The organism is Aurantimonas aggregata (genome assembly GCF_010500835.1).
Classification (GTDB): Bacteria; Pseudomonadota; Alphaproteobacteria; order Rhizobiales; family Rhizobiaceae; genus Aurantimonas; species Aurantimonas aggregata.
In genome coordinates, this window is the sequence record NZ_JAAAMJ010000002.1 from 88,917 (window position 1) to 113,475 (window position 24,559).

At 67.0% G+C, this 24,559-nt stretch carries 21 protein-coding genes; 4 read left to right on the forward strand and 17 right to left on the reverse strand.

The window, feature by feature from the left end:
- Nucleotides 1-51: 51 nt before the first annotated feature.
- The 4 genes from GTW51_RS04805 to GTW51_RS04820 all read right to left on the reverse strand — a co-directional run bounded on the left by GTW51_RS04805 (nucleotide 52) and on the right by GTW51_RS04820 (nucleotide 4,923).
- Entirely contained in the window at nucleotides 52-1,032 is a 981-nt protein-coding gene (locus GTW51_RS04805) for an aldo/keto reductase (protein ID WP_163042769.1), read from the reverse strand.
- Between the two features lie 122 nt (nucleotides 1,033-1,154).
- Complete coding sequence (locus tag GTW51_RS04810; protein WP_163042770.1) at nucleotides 1,155-2,669, reverse strand: amino acid permease; 1,515 nt, start codon at nucleotides 2,667-2,669, stop codon at nucleotides 1,155-1,157.
- Nucleotides 2,670-2,767: 98 nt separating this feature from the next.
- Complete coding sequence (gene eutC / locus GTW51_RS04815) at nucleotides 2,768-3,565, reverse strand: ethanolamine ammonia-lyase subunit EutC (protein ID WP_163042771.1); 798 nt, start codon at nucleotides 3,563-3,565, stop codon at nucleotides 2,768-2,770.
- Complete coding sequence (locus GTW51_RS04820; protein WP_163042772.1) at nucleotides 3,562-4,923, reverse strand: ethanolamine ammonia-lyase subunit EutB; 1,362 nt, start codon at nucleotides 4,921-4,923, stop codon at nucleotides 3,562-3,564. Before GTW51_RS04820 ends, eutC begins: the two co-directional genes overlap by 4 nt.
- Before the next feature lie 164 nt (nucleotides 4,924-5,087).
- On the opposite strand from GTW51_RS04820, the gene GTW51_RS04825 reads away from it, so the two are divergent.
- Complete coding sequence (locus GTW51_RS04825; protein ID WP_163042773.1) at nucleotides 5,088-7,595, forward strand: heavy metal translocating P-type ATPase; 2,508 nt, start codon at nucleotides 5,088-5,090, stop codon at nucleotides 7,593-7,595.
- Nucleotides 7,596-7,604: 9 nt separating this feature from the next.
- On the opposite strand, the gene mmsB is transcribed toward GTW51_RS04825, so the two are convergent.
- The 12 genes from mmsB to GTW51_RS04885 all read right to left on the reverse strand — a co-directional run bounded on the left by mmsB (nucleotide 7,605) and on the right by GTW51_RS04885 (nucleotide 20,766).
- Complete coding sequence (gene mmsB, locus GTW51_RS04830; RefSeq protein WP_163042774.1) at nucleotides 7,605-8,465, reverse strand: 3-hydroxyisobutyrate dehydrogenase; 861 nt, start codon at nucleotides 8,463-8,465, stop codon at nucleotides 7,605-7,607.
- A complete protein-coding gene (locus GTW51_RS04835) occupies nucleotides 8,462-9,535 on the reverse strand; it encodes an enoyl-CoA hydratase/isomerase family protein (RefSeq protein WP_163042775.1) in 1,074 nt (357 codons plus the stop codon). Before GTW51_RS04835 ends, mmsB begins: the two co-directional genes overlap by 4 nt.
- Nucleotides 9,532-10,674 carry an acyl-CoA dehydrogenase family protein gene (locus GTW51_RS04840; RefSeq protein WP_163042776.1) on the reverse strand — a complete coding sequence of 381 codons (1,143 nt, stop codon included), beginning with the start codon at nucleotides 10,672-10,674 and terminating at the stop codon, nucleotides 9,532-9,534. Before GTW51_RS04840 ends, GTW51_RS04835 begins: the two co-directional genes overlap by 4 nt.
- Nucleotides 10,675-10,807: 133 nt before the next feature.
- Nucleotides 10,808-11,110 (reverse strand): hypothetical protein, encoded by a 303-nt coding sequence (locus GTW51_RS04845; RefSeq protein ID WP_163042777.1) that lies wholly within the window; start codon nucleotides 11,108-11,110, stop codon nucleotides 10,808-10,810.
- A 110-nt stretch (nucleotides 11,111-11,220) separates the two neighbouring features.
- Nucleotides 11,221-11,907, reverse strand: a complete 687-nt coding sequence (gene rpe / locus GTW51_RS04850; protein WP_163042778.1) for a ribulose-phosphate 3-epimerase — start codon at nucleotides 11,905-11,907, stop codon at nucleotides 11,221-11,223.
- Complete coding sequence (cbbX, locus tag GTW51_RS04855; protein WP_163042779.1) at nucleotides 11,904-12,950, reverse strand: CbbX protein; 1,047 nt, start codon at nucleotides 12,948-12,950, stop codon at nucleotides 11,904-11,906. The genes rpe and cbbX overlap by 4 nt, the downstream gene beginning before the upstream one ends.
- Nucleotides 12,951-13,410: 460 nt before the next feature.
- Entirely contained in the window at nucleotides 13,411-13,833 is a 423-nt protein-coding gene (locus GTW51_RS04860; RefSeq protein ID WP_163042780.1) for a ribulose bisphosphate carboxylase small subunit, read from the reverse strand.
- A 191-nt stretch (nucleotides 13,834-14,024) separates the two neighbouring features.
- The gene (locus GTW51_RS04865; RefSeq protein ID WP_163042781.1) at nucleotides 14,025-15,482 is read right to left on the reverse strand and encodes a form I ribulose bisphosphate carboxylase large subunit; all 1,458 of its coding nucleotides are present in this window, start codon (nucleotides 15,480-15,482) and stop codon (nucleotides 14,025-14,027) included.
- A 164-nt stretch (nucleotides 15,483-15,646) separates the two neighbouring features.
- A complete protein-coding gene (fba, locus tag GTW51_RS04870) occupies nucleotides 15,647-16,726 on the reverse strand; it encodes a class II fructose-bisphosphate aldolase (protein ID WP_163042782.1) in 1,080 nt (359 codons plus the stop codon).
- Between the two features lie 31 nt (nucleotides 16,727-16,757).
- Nucleotides 16,758-18,764, reverse strand: a complete 2,007-nt coding sequence (gene tkt, locus GTW51_RS04875; protein ID WP_163042783.1) for a transketolase — start codon at nucleotides 18,762-18,764, stop codon at nucleotides 16,758-16,760.
- Nucleotides 18,765-18,790: 26 nt separating this feature from the next.
- Complete coding sequence (locus GTW51_RS04880) at nucleotides 18,791-19,666, reverse strand: phosphoribulokinase (protein ID WP_163042784.1); 876 nt, start codon at nucleotides 19,664-19,666, stop codon at nucleotides 18,791-18,793.
- 56 nt (nucleotides 19,667-19,722) lie between these two features.
- A complete protein-coding gene (locus tag GTW51_RS04885; RefSeq protein ID WP_163042785.1) occupies nucleotides 19,723-20,766 on the reverse strand; it encodes a class 1 fructose-bisphosphatase in 1,044 nt (347 codons plus the stop codon).
- A 124-nt stretch (nucleotides 20,767-20,890) separates the two neighbouring features.
- Between GTW51_RS04885 and GTW51_RS04890 the strand changes: the two genes are divergently transcribed.
- Complete coding sequence (locus GTW51_RS04890; RefSeq protein ID WP_163042786.1) at nucleotides 20,891-21,877, forward strand: LysR family transcriptional regulator; 987 nt, start codon at nucleotides 20,891-20,893, stop codon at nucleotides 21,875-21,877.
- Here the strand turns inward: GTW51_RS04890 and fni are convergent.
- Entirely contained in the window at nucleotides 21,867-22,937 is a 1,071-nt protein-coding gene (gene fni / locus GTW51_RS04895) for a type 2 isopentenyl-diphosphate Delta-isomerase (protein ID WP_163042787.1), read from the reverse strand. The two genes, GTW51_RS04890 and fni, sit on opposite strands and share 11 nt — an antisense overlap.
- Nucleotides 22,938-23,077: 140 nt before the next feature.
- Between fni and GTW51_RS04900 the strand changes: the two genes are divergently transcribed.
- Both GTW51_RS04900 and GTW51_RS04905 read left to right on the forward strand, forming a co-directional pair.
- The gene (locus GTW51_RS04900) at nucleotides 23,078-24,025 is read left to right on the forward strand and encodes a polyprenyl synthetase family protein (RefSeq protein ID WP_163042788.1); all 948 of its coding nucleotides are present in this window, start codon (nucleotides 23,078-23,080) and stop codon (nucleotides 24,023-24,025) included.
- 5 nt (nucleotides 24,026-24,030) lie between these two features.
- Nucleotides 24,031-24,456 (forward strand): sterol desaturase family protein, encoded by a 426-nt coding sequence (locus tag GTW51_RS04905; RefSeq protein ID WP_203565895.1) that lies wholly within the window; start codon nucleotides 24,031-24,033, stop codon nucleotides 24,454-24,456.
- Nucleotides 24,457-24,559 lie beyond the last annotated feature (103 nt).

The following is a 24,559-nucleotide window of genomic DNA, read 5'->3' on the forward strand; positions in this document are numbered from 1 at the left end:
TTGCCGTCAATGACGCAGACCCTCGGAGCCTCAGGATGCCGGGGCGTGTCTTCAGCGAAAGCCCGCCACCGGACGCGGCACATACGGCGCTTCCAGCGCCGCGATCTCATCGGCGGACAGCTCGATCTCCAGCGCCGCCACGGCGTCGTCGAGATGCTGCATCTTGGTGGCGCCGACGATCGGCGCGGTGACGCCGGGCTTCTGCCGCACCCAAGCGAGCGCCACCTGTGCACGGGGCACGCCACGCGCCGCGGCGACCGTGCCGACCGCCTCGATCACGCCCTTGTCGGCATCTTCATGCGCCTTGTAGAGCGCCTTGCCGACCTCGTCTGTCTCGGTGCGGTTGGTCGCCTCGCCGAATGGCCGCGTCAGCCGGCCACGCGCCAGCGGCGACCAGGGAATCACCGCGATCCCCTCGTCGCGGCAGAGCGGCAGCATCTCGCGCTCCTCCTCGCGATAGAGCAGGTTGAGGTGATTCTGCATGGTCGCGAAGCGGGCCCAGCCGTGCCGATCGGACAGGTGCAGCGCTTTGGCGAACTGCCAGGCGAACATCGAGGACGCGCCGATATAGCGGGCCTTGCCGGCCTTCACCACGTCGTGGAGCGCCTCGAGCGTCTCCTCGATCGGCGTGCCGTAGTCCCAGCGGTGGATCTGGTAGAGGTCGACATAGTCTGTGCCGAGCCGCTTCAGGCTGTTGTCGATCTCGGACATGATCGCCTTGCGCGACAGGCCGGCGCCGTTCGGCCCGTCATGCATCCGGTTGAACACCTTGGTGGCGATCACCAGCTCGTCGCGGTTGCCGAAGTCCTTCAGCGCCCGGCCGACGATCTCCTCGCTGGTGCCGGCCGAATAGGCGTTGGCGGTGTCGAAGAAATTGATGCCGAGCTCGATCGCCCGTCGGATGAAGGGGCGGCTCTCCTCCTCCGGCATCGACCAGGGATGCGTGCCGGCTTCCGGAACACCGTAGCTCATGCAGCCGAGGCAGATGGGCGTCACGTCGAGGCCGGTGCGGCCGAGCTTGATCGTCTTCATGGCGGGCTTCCCTCACGTCGTTCCAGCACGCGGGGTCAGCGCCGCACGCGCGGCAGGCAAGATAGCGACCTGCGGCGCGAGGGAAAGGCGGCGGCACCTTCGATCACCGCCGCCTCATTCTGTCAGATGGCGACGTCGCCCACTGGCGCGGCACCCGTCTTCGCGCGCTCCGCCTGTTCGATGGCGAATTCCTCTTCCGGCGAGAGGATCAGGCGGTGCCGGCCGACCAGCGCGAAATAGGCGATGCCGATGGCGAACCAGATCGCGACCCCGATGACGCCGGCGCGATAGGTCGGGTCGGAAAGCTGGAAGGCCAGCGTCACTGCCGCGATGACGATCGTCGCGACGGCACCTGGAATGCCGAAGGGGCTGCGATACGGCCGGGCGATGTCGGCATGGTTGCGGCGCAGCAGGATGAATGAGATCGCCTGGGCGATGTAGGAACACATCGCCCCGAACACCGCCATGTTGAGCAGCGTCCCGCCGATGATCGCCGAACCCGCATCGGCGCCGAGCCCGACGAACAGCACGAGCATGATCGCCAGGCCGACGGAAGCACCGACCACCATGGCGAGATACGGCGTCTTGCGCTGGTCGTGGGTGATCGACAGCGCCCGCGGGAAATACCCTGCCCGCGACAGCGAGTAGATCTGCCGCCCCTGCGCGAAGATGATCGTGTGGAACGAGGCGATCAGCCCGATGATCGCAACGAAGGCGAGCAGCTTGGCGATGCCCGACCCGTAGATCGCGCTGAAGCCTTCGAGGAGCGGCTCGCCCGAGGAGCCGAGCGCAAAGGAGCCGACGCCCGGCAGCGACGGGTTGAGGAACAGGATCATGAAAGCCGAGACGATCAGCGTCAGCATGCCGAAGAGGATGCCCTTGGGCATGTCGCGCTTCGGGTCGACCGATTCCTCGGCGGCGAGCGGCAGCTGCTCGATGGCGAGGAACAGCCAGACGGCGAAGGGCAGAGCGGTCAGCGCGCCGGTGAGACCGAAAGGCAGGAAGGGGCCGTTGCCGCCCTCCAGCAGGCCGCCGCCGGGTGCGATGTCCAGCGCATTGGCGGCGAAGTCGACATCGGGGATCGCCGAGATCCAGAAGATCACGAGCACCGCCAGCGCCATCAGCGTGACGACCACCGTCACCTTGAACGACAATTCGACGCCGACGACGTTAAGGCCGACGAAGAGGATGTAGCCGACGATCCACCAGACCGGCTGGAAGGAAGCGGGCGTTTCGAAGATGCCGGTCAGGTACGAGCCGATGAAGAACACGATCACCGCCGGCGTCAGGACGTACTCGACGTTTTCGCAGAGCCCGGTGACGAAGCCGCCCCAGCGGCCCATGGCGGTCCGCGCGAAGGAGTAGGCGGCGCCGGTGTGCGGCAGCGCCGGCGACATCTCGGCGATCGAGAAGGTCAGCCCGAGATACATGATGGCGATGAGGATGGTGGCGATGAACATGCCGCCCCAGCCGCCGGAGGCGAGGCCGAGGTTCCAGCCGGAATAGTGGCCGGAGATCACCGCGCCGACGCCGAGCGCCCACAGCGACCAGACGCCGGCGTATTTCTTCAGACTTCGCTTGTCGAAATATCCCGCGTCAGCGGTCTGGTATGAAATGGCTTTGCGTTCAGACAGCATGGCAGCAGATCCCCGGTGAAGCCTCCCGAAGCGATACGATCACTGAATCGTTATGGCGTCAATCTGGGCAGTTCTCCATCAGCCCAATGACTGTGCATTCATCCTGAGGAGAGGAGCGGCGCGGATGTCGACTCGCTGGTGAGCCGGTCGTCGCCGTCGTCCTTGAGTCCGACGCCCGAGAGCCCGAGTTCGTGCGAACGCTGGATCAGGGCGAGGAGTTTCTCCACAGCCGCTGCCGGGCTGAAACCGCGATCGCGGATATTGGAGACGCAATTGCGGTCTGCGTCGCTGCGTCCGGGCCGCGGTCCGAAGGTCAGGTAGGCGCCGAGACTGTCGGCAGCCGACAGGCCGGGCCGCTCGCCGACCAGCATCAGCGCGATCCGGGCACCCAAAGCCTCGCCGATCGGGTCGGACAAAGCAACGCGCGCATGGCTGGCGACGACCACCGGTGCGGCGGTCCAAGCGTCTGGCAGTCGTTCGAGGATCCCCGCGGCGACTTCGGCGCCGTAGCTGTTGGCAGCAAAGGCCGACAGGCCGTCGGCGATGATGAGCACCAGGTCGTGTGGACCGGGCGTCTGGCGGAGCAGGGCAGCGGATTCCGGCGCTAGCAGCCGCCCGAGATCCGGGCGCCGAAGATAGGTCGGTCGGTCCGGCGCCTGGCTTTCGACGCGTAGCGAGGAATGACCGGAAGCCGCCAGCGCCGCCGCGACGCCAACGACGTCGAATGCGGCATGGACCGCGTCGCGCGCCGCGGCATGGGCCTCGGCAAAGTCGAGATGCGCCGCGGTCGGCAGCCCGGCGCCGAACCGGCCGAGGGCGATGCGCGCGTCGGTATGGCGCCGCAGCCGCGCCAGCGGATGGGGTCCGCCCTGCCCCGGCTTGCGCAGGTCGCTCATTCGGCGGCCTCCAGCAGCTGCGCCCTCGCGGCCAGCATCAGCGACCCGTCGGCTGGATTCAGGAAACCCTCCCGGTTGAAGATCCCTGCATCCATCAGCCAGGTCTCGAACTCCGGCGAGGGGCGCAGACCGAGCACCCGGCGGACATAGGCGGCGTCGTGGAAGGAGGTCGACTGGTAGTTCAGCATGACGTCGTCCGAGCCCGGCACCCCCATGACGAAATTGACGCCGGCGACGGCGAGCAGCGTCAGGAGATTGTCCATATCGTCCTGGTCGGCCTCGGCGTGGTTGGTGTAGCAGACGTCGACGCCCATCGGCACGCCGAGCAGCTTGCCGCAGAAATGGTCCTCCAGCCCGGCGCGGATGATTTCCTTGCCGTCATAGAGATATTCCGGGCCGATGAAGCCGACGACGGTGTTGACCAGCAGCGGATCGAATTCGCGCGCCACCGCATAGGCCCGCGCCTCCATGGTCTGCTGGTCCATGCCGTGATGGGCATTGGCTGACAGGGCCGAGCCCTGGCCGGTCTCGAAGTACATGACGTTGTCGCCGACCGTGCCGCGCCGCAGCCCGCGCGCGGCGTCGTGTGCTTCCTTCAGCATCGCAAGGGAGATGCCGAAGGAGGCGTTGGCCTTCTGCGAGCCCGCCACTGACTGGAAGACCAGGTCGACGGGCGCCGCCCGGTTCATCGCGTCGATCGCCGTCGTGACATGGGCCAGCACGCAGGACTGCACCGGGCAGCCGAGGCGCAGGCGCAGTTCCTCGATCAGCTCGAGCAGGCGGCGCATGGCCGACGGGCTGTCGGTGGCCGGGTTGATGCCGATCACCGCGTCGCCGCAGCCGAAGGCCAGGCCGTCGACAATCGAGGCCGCGACGCCGCGCGGGTCGTCGGTCGGATGGTTGGGCTGGATGCGGACCGACAAGCGCCCCGGCAGGCCCACGGTCGTGCGAAAGGCGGTGACGACGGGTCGCTTGCGGGCAATCGCGATCAGATCCTGGTTTCGGCAGATCTTGGCGATCGCCGCGACCATTTCCGGGGTCAGCGCCCATTTGAGCGCGGCGATGGCGGGCGGCGTCGCATCGTCCGAGAGCAGCCATTCGCGCATCTCGCCGACCGACCAGCCGGCGATCGGCCGAAACGAATCGGCATCGTGCTGGCGCAGGATCAGCGCCGAAACGTCGTCTTCCTCCGGATCGATCAGCGGCGCTTCGAGAATGGCGCCGAGCGTCGTATCGGCCAGCTGGCGCTGGGCCTTCACCCGCTCCTGCCGGGTCGCCGCCGCGATTTCCGCCAGGAAGTCGCCGGAGCGGGCGGGGGAGGCCTTGGCGAGCAGGGTCTTGAGGTCTTCGCCGGACATGATCGTTCCTCCGGTCGCATATCGGCCCAAAGGCCACTCTGACGCATCTGAAGGCAAGAGCTGCGTCCGGTCAATTTGCGGGCAGCGCCCCCTGAACACGTCCGCCCTTGACCTTCCAGTCAGGGGAAGCCCCATCTGCCGGTAACGCGCAAGGAACGACAAACATGACGATGGCGAAGACGCACGATCATTCGGCCTGTGGGGCGGCTACGCAGGAACCCGCGCTGGTTCGCGACCCCGTGTGCGAGATGACCGTGGACCCCAACGCCGGCAAGCCGCATCTGCATCATGCCGACCGGGTCTTCCACTTCTGCTCGGAAAGCTGCCGCGACAAGTTCGAGGCGGCGCCGGACGACTATCTCACGGCGAAGGACCCGGTCTGCGGCATGGATGTCGACCGCGCCAGCGCCCGGCACATGGCCAAGCATCAGGGCGAGCGCTTCTATTTCTGCTCGGCGGGCTGCCAGAAACGTTTCGAGGCGGCGCCCGAGCAGTATCTCGGCGATCGCCCTGCCCCCGCTCCGGCCCCCGCCGGCACCCAATATACCTGCCCGATGCACCCGGAGATCGTCCGCGACGCGCCCGGCGACTGCCCGAAATGCGGCATGGCGCTGGAGCCGATGGGCGTTCCGACCGGCGACGAGGGCCCCAATCCGGAGCTGGTCGACTTCACCCGCCGGCTCTGGGTCAGCGCCCTTTGCGCCATCCCGCTGCTGATCCTGACCATGGGGCCGATGGTCGGGCTGCCGGTCCGCGAATGGATCGGCGAGCAGACCGCCGTCTACGCCGAGTTCCTGCTGGCGACCCCGGTGGTGCTCTGGGCGGCACTGCCCTTCTTCAAGCGGGGCTGGGCGTCGATCGTCAACCGCTCGCCCAACATGTGGACGCTGATCTCGCTCGGCGTCGGCGCCGCCTATGGCTACAGCCTCGTCGCGACGTTCCTGCCGGACCTCTTCCCCGCCTCGTTCCGCACCGGGATGGCGATGGACGGCATGGGCCATGCCGGCGTCGTGCCGGTCTATTTCGAGGCGGCGGCAGTCATCGTCGCGCTGATCTTCGTCGGCCAGGTGCTGGAGCTGAAGGCGCGCGAGCGCACCGGTTCGGCGATCCGCGCGCTGATGGACCTCGCGCCGAAGACAGCACGGCGGCTCGGCGCCAATGGCGGCGAAGAGGACGTGCCGCTGAACGCCATCGCCAGCGGCGACCGGCTGCGGGTACGGCCGGGCGAAGCCGTGCCGGTCGACGGCACGGTCGTTGAAGGCCGTTCCTCGATCGACGAATCGATGCTCACCGGAGAGCCGGTGCCGGTGGAGAAGAGCGCCGGCGACAGGGTCACCGGCGGCACGCTGAACCGCACCGGCTCCTTCGTCATGAAGGCGGAGGCCGTCGGCGCCGATACCACCCTGTCGCGCATCGTCGCGATGGTGGCGACGGCGCAGCGATCCCGCGCGCCGATCCAAGGCCTCGCCGACCGGGTCGCCGGCTATTTCGTGCCGGCCGTCGTTCTCGTCGCGATCATCGCCTTCGCCGTCTGGGCGCTGGTCGGCCCGCCGCCGGCGATGATCCATGCCCTGATCGCCGCCGTCTCGGTGCTGATCATCGCCTGCCCCTGCGCGCTGGGTCTGGCGACGCCGATGTCGATCATGACGGCGACCGGGCGCGGCGCATCGGCGGGCGTGCTGATCAAGGACGCCGAGGCGCTGGAGCGCTTCGCCGGGATCGACACGCTGGTGATCGACAAGACCGGCACGCTCACGGAAGGGCGGCCGCGCCTCACCGACGTGGTAGCGGTGGACGGCGACGAGACGGCTTTCCTGTCGGCTGCCGCCAGCCTCGAACGCGGCTCGGAGCATCCGCTGGCCGAGGCGATCGTCGCGGGCGCGAGGGGTCGCGGGGCTGAACTGTCCGATGCCACGGATTTCGACGCGATCACCGGCAAGGGCGTGCGCGGCACGGTGGGCGGGGCCACCGTCGTGCTCGGCAACCGCGCCATGCTGGAAGCCGAAGGCATCGACGCGGCGTCGCTCGACGAGGCCGCGCGCGGCATGGAAACCGACGGCAAGACGGTGATGTTCGTCGGCATCGAAGGTCGGGCCGCCGGCCTCCTGGCCGTCTCCGACACGATCAAGCCGACCACGGAGGCCGCCATCCGGGCGCTGCACGACAGCGGTATGCGGATCGTGATGGCGACCGGCGACAACGAGCGGACCGCGCAGGCCGTCGCCCGGACGCTCGGCATCGACGAGGTTCGGGCCGGGCTCTCGCCGGAGGCGAAGCAGGCGCTGGTGGAGGATCTGCGGGCCTCTGGCGCCAAGGCCGCGGTGGCCGGCGACGGCGTCAACGACGCGCCGGCCCTCGCCGCCGCCGATGTCGGCATCGCCATGGGGACCGGCGCCGACGTGGCGGTCGAGAGCGCCGGCATCACGCTGGTGAAGGGCGACCTGAACGGCATCGTTCGCGCACGCCGGCTGGCGCAGGCGACGATCCGCAATATCCGTCAGAACCTGTTCTTCGCCTTCGTCTACAACGCGGCCGGCGTGCCGATCGCCGCGGGCATCCTCTATCCGGTCTTCGGCCTGCTGCTGTCGCCGATGCTGGCGGCTGCGGCGATGAGCCTGTCCTCGGTATCGGTCATCGCCAACGCGTTGCGACTACGGACGGTGAAGCTCTGACCGATCGGCCTACCGTGCCGTCAGCTTCTCGAGGATCGCCGAGAAATCCCGGCCTTTTCCGCCCGCCTCGACGAAACCTGCGTAGATGTCGCGGGCGTGCCGGCCGAGCTCGGTCGCGGCGCCCGACACATCGGCGGCTTCCTGCGACAGGTTCAGGTCCTTCAGCATCAGCTCGGCGGCAAAGCCCGGCCTGTAGTCGTTGTCGGCCGGGCTCTTCGGTCCGATGCCCGGCGCCGGGCAATAGGTGTTGAGCGACCAGCAGGAGCCGGACGAGGTCGAGGCGACGTCGAACATCGCCTGCCGGTCGAGGCCCAGACGATCGGCCAGGTGGAAGGCCTCGCAGACGCCGATCATCGAGATGCCGAGGATCATGTTGTTGCAGATCTTCGCGGCCTGGCCGGCGCCGGCCTCGCCGCAGAGAACCGCCTTCTGGCCCATGATCTCGAAGAGCGGCTGGCCCTTCGCGAAGGCGTCCGCGCCGCCGCCGACCATGAAGGTCAGCGTGCCGGCCGCCGCGCCGCCGGTGCCGCCGGAGACCGGCGCGTCGAGCGACAGGAGCCCGGCATCAAGCGCTATGCCATGGACGGCGCGGGCGCTATCTACATCGACGGTCGAGCAGTCGACCAGCAACGCGCCCGGCTCGGCCAGCCGGGCGATGTCATCATGCACGGCGCGCACGATCGCGCCGTTCGGCAGCATGGTGATAACCGCCGCCTGGCCTCGCACCGCGCCTTCCAGCGTCTCGGCGACGATGACCCTCTCCGCCGTCACGCCGGCCGGATCGTAGCCAGTCACCATGTGGCCGGCCTTCGCCAGATTGGTGGCCATCGGCGCGCCCATGTTGCCGAGACCGACAAAACCGATCTTCATGGCCGTTCCTCCCCGTTGTCTTCGAATGTGAGTTCGGCGTCGCGAAGGGGCGCAAGCATGGCCTCGACCCGCCTCGCCGGCAGGTCCTCCAGCCGCGCCACCGACCATCGCGGGGTTCGGTCCTTGTCGATCACTGCGGCGCGGATGCCTTCCTGCAGATCACCGTATTCCTGGCTGCGGAAGGTGAAGCGGTATTCGTGGCGGAGCGCCGTCTCGATGGTCGGGTCCCGCCTGACCGTCCGGATGATCGCCAGCGTCGCCGCGACGGATAGCGGCGAGCCCTTGCGGATCGCCTCCAGGGTCTGCGCCGCGAAGGCGCTGCCATCGGCCGAGAGGCCTCCAACGAGCACCGCCGCGTCGGAGGCCTCGAAGAGGCGGTCGATGACCGTGCGTCGTTCCGCGAGCACGCCCGCGTCGGCAGGGGCCATGGAATAGATTTCGCTCACGCCCGGATCGCCGATCTCGACAAGGCGCGCCACGAGTTCCGCTAGCCGGTCGGACGCTACGGCGACATCGGCGAAGCCCGCGAGAATGGCGTCCGCGGCACCCATGCGAAAACCGGTCAGGCCGAGATACTCGCCGAGCCGGCCGGGCGCGGTGGCGAGGAGCAGCGAGGCGCCGACATCCGGCACGAGGCCGATGGCGCATTCGGGCATGGCGACCATCGAGCGCTCGGTGACGATCCGGTGGCTGCCATGCGCGGACAGGCCGACGCCACCGCCCATGACGATGCCGTCCATCAGCGCGACGAAGGGCTTGGGGTAATGGCGAATGAGCCTGTTGAGACGATATTCCTCGGCCCAGAAGCGCCGCCCGGCGCCGAGATCGCCGGCAAGCCCACGCCGATAGAGTTCGGCGATGTCGCCGCCGGCGCAGAAGGCGCGGTCGCCGGCCGCATCGATGACGACCAGCGCGACGCGCCCGTCGCTCTCCCATGCCCGCAGCGCCGCCTCGATCGCCACCACCATGCCGTGGTTCAGGGCGTTGAGGGCCTGCGGGCGGTTGAGCGTGATGCGCCCTGCCCGGCCTTCGATCCGGATCAGGACATCAGCTTGCGATCTTTCGCTCATGAATGCTCCGCCAGCAGCGCCCGCGCCGTGATCACCCGCATGATCTCGTTGGTGCCTTCGAGGATCTGGTGGACGCGCAGGTCGCGGACGATCTTCTCGATGCCGTAGTCGGCGAGATAGCCGTAGCCGCCGTGCAGCTGCAGCGCCATGTTGGCGACCTCGAAGCTCGCGTCGGTGACGAAGCGCTTGGCCATGGCGCAGTGCTTGGTGGCGTCGGGTGCCTTGGCGTCGAGCTTCCAGGCCGCCTGGCGCAGGAAGATGCGCGCCGCCTGCAACTCCGTCTCCATATCGGCGAGGCGGAACTGCAGCGCCTGAAATTCGGCGAGGCTTTGGCCGAAGGCGGTGCGGTCCTTCATGTAGGCCACCGACTTGTCGAGGCAGGCCTGCGCCGCGCCGAGCGCGCAGGCAGCGATGTTGAGTCGGCCGCCGTCGAGCCCGATCATGGCATAGGTGAAGCCCCTGCCCTCCTCGCCAAGGAGGTTGGCGCGCGGCACGCGACAGGCCTCGAAGCGCACCTCGGCCGTCGGTTGGGCGATCCAGCCCATCTTCTTCTCCGGCGCGCCGAAGCTCATGCCGGGCGTGCCGTTCTCGACGAGGATCGCGGATATGCCCCTGGGCCCCGCCCCGCCGGTGCGCGCCATCACCACGTAGAGTTCGGAGAAACCGGCGCCGGAGATGAAGCTCTTGGTGCCGTCGAGGACGTAATGATCCCCGTCGTCCTTCGCCGTCGTCCGCAACGCGGCGGCGTCCGAGCCCGAGCCCGGTTCGGTCAGGCAATAGCTGCCGACCGCCTGCATCGAGACGAGCTTCGGCAGCCATTCGGCGCGCTGCGCCTCGGTGCCGAAGCTGTCGACCATCCAGGCGACCATGTTGTGTATCGAGAGGAAGGCCGAGACGGATGGGTCGCCATAGGACAGCGCCTCGAAGATCAGCGTCGCGTCGAGACGGGACAGGCCCGAGCCATGATCGTCGCGGACACAGATCGCTGCCATGCCGAGATCGGCGAGTTCCGCCAGCAGTTCGCGCGGTAGAGTCTTTTCCTCCTCCCAGCGCGCGGCATGCGGCGCCATCTTCTCGACGGCGAATTCCCGTGCCATCGAAAAGATCTGCTGCTGTTCGTCGCTGAGCGAGAAGTCCACGCGCCCTCCCAAGCGACCGTCGATCCTCAGGAAGGTCTAGAAGGCTCGGGGCACCGCATCAAGCGCCACGGTCATTCGCGGGAAGCCGGTGGCAACGTGCAAAGGGCGCCGAGCCGGCATGCACGGTGCGCGCTCAGGCCGTGGCGGCGGTCGGAACCGGGGTCGACGGAACGGTGATGTTGGCGTTGGCGATGACGGCGCGGCGGCGGCTGCAATGCGAGATGTGACCATCCGCGTAGCGGATCAGAAAATTGCCAGGCTGCGGGATGGATCGCATGAAGAAACCGTCCCTGACGGTGATGGTCCGATGCTCGCCGTCGCTGTCGCTGATCACCAGTTCACCCTTGACGATATCCACACTGAGGATCTCGCTGACTTCGGCGATGGCGCTCGTTGCTCCCAGCATGCGTGCGCGCGGCTTCAGGTTCTGAACCAAGTCGTACCTCCGTCAAACTGGTGTCGATTAGAGGTTAACGAGGATTGTATTCCTTAGTTCCACATGGCCGACACAATTCGGCAAGGCTTCGCAACAGGATGCTCTGCCGTTCATGCAGTTTGCGAGACGCCACCAGTCCCGGCTTGGCGGATGGCGCGCATGTTCGACGCGTAATGTTCCAGCGTGCCGCCCTTGAACACGGCCGAGCCGGCGACCAGCACGTCTGCGCCGGCCGCCACGACCAGCGGCGCAGTCTCCGGCGTCAGGCCGCCGTCGATCTCGATATGGATGTCGCGGTCGCCGATCATCGCCTTGACCCGGCGGACCTTCTCGACGACCGACGGGATGAAGGCCTGGCCGCCGAAGCCCGGATTGACCGTCATCAGCAGCACGAGGTCGAGCCGGTCGAGGACGTATTCGATGACGCTTTCCGGCGTCGCCGGGTTGAGCGACACGCCGGCCTTCTTGCCGAGCGCGCGGATCGCCTGCAGCGACCGGTCGAGATGCTTGGTCGCCTCGGCATGCACCGTGATGATGTCGCAGCCGGCCTCGGCGAAGGCTTCGAGGAAGGGATCGCACGGCTCGATCATCAGATGGCAGTCGAACACCTTCGCCGAGGACTTGCGGATCGCCTTGATCACCGGCGGGCCGAAGGTGATGTTCGGCACGTAATGGCCATCCATGACGTCGAGATGGATCCAGTCGGCACCCGCCGCGTCGACCGCCGCGACTTCCTCGCCGAGCCGCGAGAAATCGGCGGACAGGATCGACGGCGCGATGATCAGGGGTCTCGTCATGGTGTCTCCTCGGGTGTGGCAGCCGGCTGGTCGCTGGCCGCCTTCTGCTGGAAGACGCGGCTCGCCGCAATGTCCTCGGCGGCAATCAACGACAGCGCCGCCGCGTCCAGCGGCCCGACCGCCTGCTCGAACAGCCGGTTGGCCTGGCGCAAGCGCGCCCGGTCGAGGGCGTTGCGGATGGATCGCGCATTGGCGAAATGCGACTGCCCGCGGCGGTGTTCGATATAGCTCGCCAGCATTTCCCCGGCCTCTGGGCTCAGCCGGTAGTTCTGCCGATCCAGCATGCCCACCGCGATGCGCAAGAGTTCGTCGTCGCTGTAGTCGGGAAAGTCGATGTGGTGGGCGATGCGCGAGCGAAAGCCCGGATTGGATTCGAAGAACTTGTCCATCCGGTCGGCATAGCCGGCAAGGATGACCACCAGGTCGTCGCGCTGGTTCTCCATCACCTGCAGCAGGATCTCGATCGCCTCCTGGCCGTAGTCGCGCTCGTTCTCCGGCCGGTAGAGGTAGTAGGCCTCATCGATGAACAGCACGCCGCCCATCGCCTTCTTGAGGATGTCCTTGGTCTTGGGAGCGGTATGGCCGATATACTGGCCGACGAGGTCGTCGCGGGTGACCGAGACGAGGTGGCCCTTGCGGATATAGCCGAGGCGATGCAGCAGGTTGGCCATCTTCAGCGCCACCGTCGTCTTGCCGGTGCCGGGATTGCCGGTGAAGCTCATGTGCAGCGTCGGCGTGTCGTGGGCGAGGCCAAGCCGCTTGCGCGCCCGCTCGACGAGGAGCAGCGCCGCAGTCTCGCGGATGCGCTTCTTCACCGGCGCGAGGCCGACGAGTTCGCGGTCGAGTTCCTCCAGCACGTCCTGGACCCCGGCATCGCGATATTCCTGCTGCAGATCGACGGTGGTGGGCGCGGCGGGCGTTTCGGCACCGGTCGCCTCTCCGCCTCCCTGTGCCGCCCCGCTCGCTGCCGGATCGCGGGCGGCAGGCGCATCGGCGCCCTTCGCCGGCTTACCGCCCTTCTCCACCTGATCGAGATAGCTCATTGGATGACCTCCCGTTGATCTCGCCGTCCGGGTGCCCCGCTAAGAAGCGAGCACCCTCCTGGCGCGTCGTCATCCTCGGGCCCCGTCCCGAGGATCCAGTCTTCCGCACCGACTGTGTCGATGCGGGTTTGCTTGCGCGCACGCGACCCGCATACGCAAAGCGCAGCCACTGCCTCTTCGGTAAGGACGGGGAGCCCTCTCTCCCCTTGAGGGAGAGAAAGCGATTTCATCACTTGCGAAGCTAAGTGATGAAATCGCAAGAGAGAGGTTTCCCGTGTCCACTCTTGTCGGAATTCCAAGAAGTCACCGCCCCCGCCACGGACTTCGTTGCGGGCAGCGGCGTCATTGGTGGAGCCCCTCTCTTGTCATTCTCAAGATTTGGACCTCGCTTCGCTCGGACCAATTCCTTGGAATGACGTTCTCTCCCGCAAGGGGAGAGAGGGAGCCCCTTCCGTCGACCTCACTCCGCGTAGCGGTCGCCTTCCGGCTTGTCGGTGGCGTAGGGCTCGGTGGTGTAGCGGATGTTGCGGCCGCCGGATTCCTGGCGGCGGAGGCGGAAGCCGGGCTCGTTGGCCGGCCGGTTTACGATGAAGGACAGCTTCACCGACTCCCAGCCATGGGTGGAATCGAAGGCCGACATGCGGATGTAGAGATCGCCGTGCGCCTTGCGGCAGTTGGCGAGTTCCATCATCACGCCGGCGGCGTCGGCGATGTCGAACATCGGGTGGCCCCACATGTCCCAGTAGGTGTTCCGCGGGTGCGGGTCGTCGGTGTATTCGAGGTTCACCGCCCAGCCATTGTCGAGGCAGTACTGGACCTGCGCGGTGATCTGCTCGTCGGTGAGGTCGGGCAGGAACGAGAAGGCGCCCTGGGTGATACGCATGATGCTCTCCTGTGATCGTTGTTTCGTCGCGGGTAGCTGACGTCGATAGTTTCCTCTCCCGCTTGCGGGAGAGGGTGGCCGAGCGAAGCGGAGGCCGGGTGAGGGCCTGAAAGCCGCCTGCATCGCGGCGCCTTTGAATGTCCGCCGGCGCAGGACTGGGAGGCGTCCCGCCCCGGCCTCGCCAACGAGGCTCAGGCGGCGGTCGCCGTCACCGCGTAGTCGGGAGCGTCGGTCGAGGTGTAGTTGAAGGTCACGTCCTTCCACGTATCCAGCGCCTGCTTCAGCGGGGTGCAGGTGCGGGCGGCCTCGTTGAGGATGTCCGGTCCCTCGCGAACGATGTCGCGGCCCTCGTTGCGGGCCAGCACCATGCATTCCAGCGCCACGCGGTTGGCCGTTGCGCCGGCGGCGATGCCCATCGGATGGCCGATCGTGCCGCCGCCGAACTGCAGCACCGTGTCCTCGCCGAGGAGGTCGAGCAGCAGGTGCATCTGGCCGGCATGAATGCCGCCGGAGGCGACCGGCATCATCTTGTTGAGCGAGGCCCAGGGCTGGTCGAAGAAGATGCCGTTCTCGAGCTTCTGGTGGGTGAACTCGTCGCGGCAGATGTCGTAATAGCCCTTGGTGGTGGCCGGATCGCCCTCCAGCTTGCCGACGACCGTGCCGGCATGGATGTGGTCGACGCCGGCAAGCCGCGCCCATTTGGCGATGACGCGGAACGACACGCCGTGGGCCTTCTGCCGCGTATAGGTCGAGTGACCGGCGCGGTGCAGATGCAGGATCATGTTGTTGCGGCGCGCCCACTTGGCCATCGACTGCATCGCCGTCCAGCCGATGACGAGGTCGATCATGACGATGGTCGAACCCAGTTCCTTGGCGAACTCGGCCCGCTCGTACATGTCCTCCATCGTCGCGGCAGTGACGTTGAGATAGGTGCCCTTGATCTCGCCGGTGGCGGCCTGCGCCTTGTTCACCGCCTCCATGCAGTAGAGGAACCGCTCGCGCCAATCCATGAAGGGCTGCGAGTTGATGTTCTCGTCGTCCTTGGTGAAGTCGAGCCCGCCCTTCAGCGCCTCGTAGACGACGCGGCCGTAGTTGCGGCCCGACAGGCCGAGCTTCGGCTTGACGGTGGCGCCGAGCAGCGGCCGGCCGAACTTGTCGAGGCGTTCTCGCTCGACGACGATGCCGGTGGCCGGGCCCTGGAAGGTCTTCACGTAGGCGACCGGCAGCCGCATGTCCTCCAGCCGCAGCGCCTTCAGCGGCTTGAAGCCGAAGACGTTGCCGATGATCGAGGCGGTGAGGTTGGCGATCGAGCCGTTCTCGAACAGGTCGAGATCGTAGGCGATATAGGCGAAATACTGGTCGTCGGTGTTCGGCACCTTGTCGACGCGGTAGGCCTTCGCCCGGTACTTCTCCGCCGCCGTCAGGCGGTCGGTCCAGACCACCGTCCAGGTCGCGGTGGAGGATTCGCCGGCCACTGCCGCCGCCGCCTCGATCGGATCGACGCCATCCTGCGGCGAGATCCGGAAGCAGGCGATGATGTCGGTGTCCTTCGGCTCGTAGTCGGGCTCCCAATAGCCCATCTTGCGGTATTCCATGACGCCGGACTTGTAGCGGTCCTTGCCGGTGACGGTCTGGGATTTCTGGTCCATCTGGTTCTCCTCCTCTGGTGGTTCGCGAGCCGCCCGCCACGCCCGGCGACGGCCGTTTCAGGACAAGACTGTCCCTTCGCCGCGGAGGGTGCCCCCGCGCCGTGTGCCTGCTGTCACTTCGGTACCTGTCGTGTGCGGCGGCCCTTCCGGCGGGCCGCCGTCTGCTATGCGGCGGCCTGCATCGGCGCGATCGGATCGAGCTCGCCGCTGCCGTAGCGGATCGCCATCTCGTCGAGCGGCAGGACCTTGATCCTCGAGGCCTTGCCGGCGCAGCCGAAGCGCTCGTAGCGGTCGAGGCAAAGCTTGCGCAGCGCTTCCATCGCCGGGACCATGAACTTGCGCGGATCGAACTCTTCCGGCTTCTCCATGGCCACCTTGCGGAACTGGCCGGTCATCGCCATCCGACAGTCGGTGTCGATATTGACCTTGCGGACCCCGTGCCGGATGCCGCGGACGATCTCGTCCACCGGCACGCCGTAAGTCTCTCGCATCTTCCCGCCATAGCGGTTGATGATCGCCTGCAGGTCTTCCGGCACCGACGACGATCCGTGCATGACGAGATGCGTGTTGGGCAGTTTCTGGTGGATTGCCTCGATGACGTGCATCGCGAGGATGTCGCCGTCGGGCTTGCGGGTGAATTTGTAGGCGCCGTGCGAGGTGCCCATGGCGATCGCCAGCGCATCGACCCTGGTGCGCCGCACGAAGTCGACGGCCTGTTCGGGATCGGTGAGCAGCTGTTCTTCCGACAGCTTGCCCTCGAAGCCGTGGCCGTCTTCCTTCTCGCCCTCGCCGCTCTCCAGCGAGCCGAGGACGCCGAGCTCGCCCTCGACCGAGGCGCCGACCCAGTGCGCCATGCGGGTGACGCGCTCGGTGATGGCGACGTTGTATTCGTAGGAGGCCGGCGTCTTCATGTCGGCCTCCAGCGATCCGTCCATCATCACCGAAGTGAAGCCGTGGCGGATCGCCGTCAGGCAGGTCTGCTCGTCATTGCCATGGTCCTGGTGGATGCAGACCGGGATCGCCGGAAACATCTCCACCAGCGCGTCCATCATCTTTTCCAGCATGATGTCCTTGGCGTAGGACCGCGCGCCGCGGGAGGCCTGCATGATCACCGGGGCGTCGCACGCGGCGGCCGCCTCCATGATCGCCAGGCCCTGCTCCATGTTGTTGATGTTGAACGCCGGCACGCCGTAGTCGTGTTCGGCGGCATGATCGAGCAATTGTCGCAGCGTGATCTTGGCCATGTGAGCAGTCCTCCCTGAGCGGTGTCGCCGCCTATCCGGCGAGCTCGTGCGCCGCCGCAACGACGGCGTCCGCGGTGATGCCGAAATGCTTGTAGAGCTCCGGCGCCGGCGCCGAGGCACCGAAGCCCTTCATGCCGATGAAGCGGCCGTTCTCGCCGATCCAGCGGTCCCAGCCGAGCCGCACGGCCGCCTCGATGGCGATCCGCGGCGCGGTGCCGAGAACGCTCTTGCGATAGGCCTCGTCCTGCGCCTCGAACAGCTCCCAGCAGGGCATCGAGACGACGGCGACCTTCTTGCCTTCGGCTTCGAGCTTGCGGGCGGCGTCCATGGCGATTGAGACTTCCGTTCCGGTCGACAGGATCGTCACGTCGCGCTCCCCGTCGGCTTCCTTGAGGACATAGGCGCCCTTGCGGGACCGGTTCTCGGTGGTATCGCCGGTCCGCACCGTCGGCACATTCTGACGCGACAGCGCCAGGACCGAGGGATGCTTCTTCTCGGTCAGCGCGATCTCCCAGGCCTCGTTGGTCTCGACCCCGTCGGCCGGCCGGAAGAGGAGAAGGTTCGGCGTTGCCCGCAGCATCGCCAGGTGTTCGACCGGCTGGTGCGTCGGGCCATCCTCGCCGAGGCCGATCGAATCGTGGGTCATGACGTAGACCACACGGGTCTCCATCAGCGCCGACAGGCGGATCGCGCCGCGGGCATAGTCGGTGAAGCACATGAAGGTGCCGCCGTAGGGGATGAACCCGCCATGCAGCGCCATGCCGTTCATCACCGCCGCCATGCCGTGCTCGCGGATGCCGTAGTGGATGTAGCGGCCGGAATAGTCGCCCGGCGTGATGTCCTTAAGGCCCTTGGTCTTGGTGTTGTTCGAGGGCGTCAGGTCGGCCGAGCCGCCGATGGTCACCTCGGTGGCGCCATTGATCACCCCGAGCGCCATTTCGGACGCCTTGCGGGTCGCGACCGCCGGCTGGTCGGTGACGACTTTGGCGCGGGCCTCGGCCATCAGCGTCGCGAGGTTTTCCGGCAGGGTGGTCGCGTACTGCTTCTCGAACGCAGCCTTCTTCGGGGAGGCATCTCGGGCCTTTTCCCAGGCTTCGCGAGCCTTGCGCCCCTCGGCCGCCACGGCATGCCATGCCTTGGTGATCGGCTCCGGAATGACGAAGGGCTCCGACGTCCAGACCATGTTCTTGCGGGCCGCGGCGACCTCGTCGGCGCCGAGCGCGTTGCCGTGCACCTTGTCAGTGCCCTGCAGGTTCGGCGCGCCGTAGCCGATGATGGTCTTGCAGGCGACGAAGGCCGGCTTGTCGCTCTGGCGGGCGGCGGCGATCACCGTCTCCAGCGCCTCGGCATCATGGCCGTCGACCTCGTAGACGTTCCAGCCATGGGCGAGGAAGCGCTGCTTCTGGTCGGTCGAGGTCGACAGATTGATGTCGCCGTCGATGGTGATCTTGTTGTCGTCCCAGAGCAGGATGAGCTTGTTGAGCTTCAAATGGCCCGCGAGGTCGATCGCCTCGTGGCTGATGCCCTCCATCAGGCAGCCGTCGCCGACGATCGCGTAGGTGTAGTGGTCGACGAGGTCGTCGCCGAAGCGCTGGTTGAGCATCCGCTCGGCGAGCGCCATGCCGACCGCCATGCTCATGCCCTGGCCGAGCGGGCCGGTGGTCGCCTCGATGCCGGCGGCATGGCCATATTCGGGATGGCCCGCGGTGCGGCTGCCAAACTGGCGGAAATTCTCGATCTCCTGGATCGTCATCTCCGGAAAGCCGAGGAGATGCATGATCGAATATTGCAGCATCGAGCCGTGGCCGTTCGACAGGATGAACCGGTCGCGATTGGGCCATTCGGGCTGCGAGGGGTCCACCCGCAGGAACGACTTGAACAGCACCGTCGCGACGTCGGCCATGCCCATCGGCATGCCGGGATGGCCGGAATTGGCCTTCTGGACGGCGTCCATCGAAAGCGCGCGGATGGCGTTGGCCATGTCGCGGGGCTTGAGGTCGGTCGTCTCGGGCGCTGGCTGGGCGGCGGTCTGGGACATGAAATCTTCCTTCCGAATTGATCGCGCTACGAAGCGCGGCGCTTCTTTTCCATCAGCTGCAGTATCAACGGGGTCAATATCAGCTGCATGGCAATGTCGAGCTTGTTGCCCGGTGCCACGATGGAGTTGGCGCGAGACATGAAGCTGCCGTTGATCATCGACAGCAGATAGGGGAAATCGATCCCCCGGGGATTGGCAAAGCGGATGACGATCATCGATTCATCCGCCGTCGGGATCCAGCGCGCGATGAACGGGTCCGACGTATCGACGATCGGAACGCGCTGGAAGTTGATGTTGGTGCGCGCAAATTGCGGGCAGATGTACTTCACGTAGTCCGGCATGCGCCGCAGGATGGTGTCCATGACGGCTTCCGTGGAGTAGCCACGGGTCGCCTTGTCGCGATGGATCTTCTGGATCCATTCGAGGTTGATGACCGGCACGACGCCGATCTTGAGATCGGCCATCGGTGCGAGATCGACCGTATCGGTCTTCACGCAGCCATGCAGCCCCTCGTAGAACAGAAGGTCGCTGTCGTCCTCGAAGGCAGCCCATTCGGAGAAGGTTCCGGGGGGCGTGCCGTAGATCTTGGCTTCGGCGTCGTCATGGATGTAGTGGCGGGTCTGTCCCCGACCGCGGCGGCCGTATTCCTCGAAGACCTCCTGCAGCCGGTCGAGGATGTTCGCCTCCGGGCTGAAATGGGAGAAGTTGCGGTTGCCGCCCGCTTCCTCCTCGGCCATGCGCTCCTTCATCGCCTGGCGGTCGAAGCGGTGGAACGCGTCGCCCTCGATGAACACCGCCCGCACCTGCTCACGCCGGAAGATCTGGTCGAAGATGTTCTTCACCGACGTGGTGCCGGCGCCCGAGGACCCGGTGATGGCGATGATCGGATGGCGTGCGGACATGCTTTCGTTCCTCCCGGCGCCGGAGCGCCCCTTCGCTCCGGCGTATTCTCGTCGTCTCAGGCCCTGAACAGGCTTCTCTTGCCGAACAGCGGCGAGCGTTCGCTCAGCTCCGCCGGATCGGCCATGTAGCGGGCAATCCGCGCGACCTCGCGCTTGCCGCCGAACACCAGCGACGTGCGCGCATGCAGGCTGTCCGGCACGATGTCGAGGATGCGGTGCAGCCCGTCGGTGGCGCTGCCACCGGCATGCTCGACGCAGAAGGCCACCGGGCTCGCCTCGTAGACGTGGCGCAGGCGCCCCTTGGCGTAACCCTTGCGCGCATCGCCCGGGTAGAGGAAGACGCCGCCGCGCACGAGGATGCGGTAGCAGTCGGCGACCATCGAGCCGATCCAGCGCATGTTGAAGTCGCGCTCGCGCGGCCCTTCGGCGCCGGCCAGGCAATCGTCGATATAGGAGCGGATCTGCGGCTCCCAGTGGCGGTAGTTGGAGGCGTTGATGGCGAATTCGCTGGCCCGCTCGGGGATCGAGACCGAGCCGATCAGCTCGACGAAGCCACCGAAGCTCGACGAGAAGATGAAGACGTGCGTGCCGTTGCCGACCGACAGGACGAGCAGCAGCTGCGGCCCGTAGATGAAGAAGCCGGCCGCCAGCTGGCGCGAGCCCGGCTGCAGGAACGCCGACTTTGGATCGCCGCGGTGCGCGTCGGTGACCGGCAGGATCGAGAAGATGGTGCCGATCGAGACATTCGTCTCGATGTTGGACGAGCCGTCGAGCGGGTCGATGGCGAGGGCCAGCGCACCGTCCCTGTCGATGACGATCGCCTCGTCCTGCTCTTCCGAGCCGAAATAGGCGATCCCGGCTGCCTTGGCCGCATCCAGGAACAGCCGGTCGGCGACGACGTCGAGCTCCTTCTGGACGTCACCGCCGGCATTCATCGCGTCGCGGGACGCGCCGAGATGCTCGCTGGCCGAGCCGTTGGTGATCGTGTTGCGGACCTTGACCGAAGCGGCGCACAATTGCCGGATCGTCTCGGCGACCTGCCGCCGCGTCGGGTCGGAATCGCATTGCGAGCCGAGATAGGCGTCGAGAGACGATGTCATGGGTTTCCTCCTGGGATGTCGAGGCTCTGCGTCCCCGTTCATCCACGTGAACACTGGACAGCAGTGAGCCATAAGTAAAATTTAATATCTTTACCGCACCGGTAAATTTGTCTAACGGGTGGGCATGCGAAACCTCACACTTCGCCAGCTTCGTTCCGTCCAGGCCATCGTCCGACATCGGACGATCGCCGCTGCGGCACGCCAGCTCGGCCTCACCGCGCCGGCCGTGACACTACAGATAAAGCAGCTCGAGGACGATGTCGGTCTGCCACTCTTCACCCGGACCAATGACGGCATGCGCCTGACGGCGGCCGGCTCTGCCGTACTCAACGCCGCCAATGCTGTCGAGACGAGCCTGCGGGCGCTGGGCGACGAGGTGGGCGCGATCAAGGGCGTGCGCTCCGGCACGATCCGGCTCGGCGCCGTCTCCACGGCGAAATATTTCGCGCCGCGGCTGATCGCGGCGTTTCGGCAGTCCTTCCCCGACATCGAGATCAAGCTGACCGTCGGCAACCGGCTGGCGATCATCGCCGATCTCAAGGCCTATCAGTCGGACATCGCGCTGATGGGCCGGCCGCCGGTCGAGTTTCCGGTGACGTCGACCTTCTTCGGCGATCATCCGCTGGTGATGATCGCCCCGCCGGATCATCCGCTGGCCCGCGAGCGCGATATCAGCCGCGAGCGGCTGCTGGAGGAGACGATCATCATCCGCGAGCCGGGATCGGGCACGCGTTCGTCGCTCGAGATCTTCTTTGCCGCCTATCCGGATGGCCTCGAAGCTGCGTCGGCCGAGATGGGCTCGAACGAGACGATCAAGCAGGCGGTGATGGCCGGGCTCGGCATCGCCTTCATCTCCGCCCACACGATCGCGTTCGAGGTGGAGATGGGGCGGCTGGTGATCCTCGACGTCGCCGACATGCCGATCCGGCGTAAATGGTACGGGGTAAGCCGGCGCGAACGGATGACGGCGCCGGCCGAACTTGCCTTCATGGATTTCCTGGTGCAGCGCGGCGCGCGGCATCTGCCGCTCATCGACCGGCTCTACCCGCCCGATTCGCTGTCCGGTGCGAAGGAACGGCTTTCGACCGACGATGGCTTGCTCAGCCCGTAGCCGGCGTTTCGACGAGCCTTGCCTGGCGCAGGGCGGCGAGGTCTGCCGAGCCGGTGCAGAAGCAGGCGACCCGCAGCTGGTCGATCACCGTGCGAAAGTGTAGCGCCGTCGCCTCCGCCGAATGATCGGCGCTGGCAAGGCCCGCGGCCGCCTGGCCGGCCAGATCGGCGCCGAGGCGAATCGCCCGGGCCACATCGAGGCCGTTGGCAATCCCGCCGGAGCCGATGAGAAGCGCTTCCGGACAGGCCTGACGGACACCGAGAATAGCGTCGGCGGTCGGGATGCCCCAGCCGGCAAACAGCAGCGCCGTGTCGCGTCGCGCCGGGTCCGATGTCCGCTCGGCTTCGACGGCTGCCCAGCTCGTGCCGCCCGCCCCGGCCACGTCGACGGCGTGGACGCCGGCATCGACCAGGCGCCGGGCGATAGCCCCCGAAATTCCCGCCCCGACCTCCTTGACCACCACAGGCACGGACAGCACGGCGACGAGCGCCTCGATCGCTGCCAGCACGCCGCGCCAGTCGGTGTCGCCGCCTTCCTGCAGGGCTTCCTGCAGCGGGTTGAGGTGGATGATCAACGCGTCGGCACCGATCATGTCGACGGCACGCTCGGCTTCGTCGCGGCCATAGCCGAGGACGAGCTGCGCGCCGCCGACATTGGCAAGGATCGGAATGCTCGGCGCGAGCCGCCGCAGCGAGCGGTCGAGACCGCCGGAGGCGCGGCCCTCCAGAGCGATTCGCTGCGAACCGACGGCGAGGGCGATGCCCAGTTCCTCGGCGGCTTCCGCAAGATGGGCGTTGATTCGGGCGGCGCGCTCCGGCCCGCCGGTCATCGAACTTATCAGCAGGGGCGCCCGAAGCCGTCGGCCAAGGAACTCGGTGGACAGGTCGATTTCGGCCAGCGACAGCTCGGGCAGCGCGACATGTTCGAAGACGACACGGGCAAAACCGCTGGCGGCGCGCTGCGAAGCGAGCGAAGGGGCAAGCACGATGTCGAGATGATCGCTCTTGCGCGCCCCGATATCGCCCGTCGACGACGACCCGCCCCGTTCCGTACCCTGCATGCCAGTCCTATCGTCGCAGTTGTAATTGAACCGACCGATGGCCGTCGCATCTCGCGCGGTTCGTGTTAGCATTCCCTATCGGATTTCGTGTACGAATGGACAGTGACAAGTTTGTTTGACTTCAAGGCAGTCATTTCGCCATGACAGTGGACCTCAAGAGCGGCGTCGCCGTCTATGTCCGCAAGATCGACCAGCGACTGGCCGATCTCATCCCGCGGGCACTCCCCGGCCAGACCCAGCTGGACGCGGCCATTGCGGCCAGTGTCCTGGCGCCCGGCAAGCGGCTGCGGCCGCTGATGACCGCGATCGCCGCGGAGGATCTGGGGGGGAATCTCGGCCCCGCCATCGACGCCGGCTGCGCGGTGGAGATGGTGCACGCCGCCTCGCTGATTCTCGACGACCTGCCGTCGATGGACGATGCGACGATGCGGCGCGGCCAGCCGGCCGTTCACATCACCTATGGCGAGGATGTCGCCGTGCTGGCCTCCATCGGGGTGCTGGCCGGCGCCTTCGAGATGCTGACGACGATCGAGACGCTGCCGCCGGCAGCGCGGACCGAGTGCATTCGCCTGCTGACACGTGCTGTCGGGGTGGGCGGCCTGGTTGGCGGGCAGTTCGAGGATCTGCGCGGCGGGCGCGCCGCGCGCCCGGTCGCCGACATCGCGGTCGCCAACGGGCTGAAGACCGGCTCGCTGTTCTCCGCCGCGGTGGAGATCGGCGCTGTGGTCGCCGGCGCCGATGCCATGACGCGGACCCGGCTGCGGGAATTCGCGGCCGAACTCGGCCACGCCTTCCAGCTGCTGGACGACCTCCTCGACGGCGGCTCCAGCGCGATCACCATCGGCAAGGACATCGGCAAGGATGTCGGCAAGTCGACCATCGTCTCGATGCTCGGGCGGCCGTCCGTCGTCCACCGCATCGATCGCCACGTGGAGACCGCGCATGCGCGGCTGAACGACGTGTTCGGGCCCGCCGGTCGGATGCATATCCTGGTCGGCGCGATCTTCGACACGACGCTGCGTGCCCGCATGGCCGAGGCGGCGGGCAGCGAGGCCGGCTTGCGCGAGCAGGAAGCCGGCGCCAGATAGGCAGGATGGAGACGACGGACTGGCCGGTTCTCGCGGCCATCCCCTTTGCGGTCTTCCTCGGAATGGAAGTCTTCGCATGGGCCGCGCCCCAATACATCATGCACAGTTGGGGCTGGGGCTGGCACCATTCGCACCACGAGGAACGCGAAGGCTGGTTCGAGAAGAACGATCTCTACGCCGTGGCCTTCGCCGCTTTCGCGATCTCGCTGTTCGTCGTTGCCAGCTACGGCTATTTGATCGTCGGGGCGGTCGCGACCGGCATCACGCTCTATGGCGCGTTCCACTTCATCGTCCATGACGGTCTGGTGCATCAGCGCGGGCCGTTCCGGCACATCCCGCACAAAGGGCTACGCCAAACGCTTGGTGCAGGCACATCGGCTGCACCAGACGGTCAAGGGCAAGGACGGGGGGGTTCCTTCGGCTTCCGCTAAGCCCCGCCAATCGAGGAGTTGACCCGGCAGCTGCGCACCGAAGGCACGGTCGCGGCCGGGCGCCGGCGCGACACGGGTGCAGACGCGGGCGCCACCAGGCAAT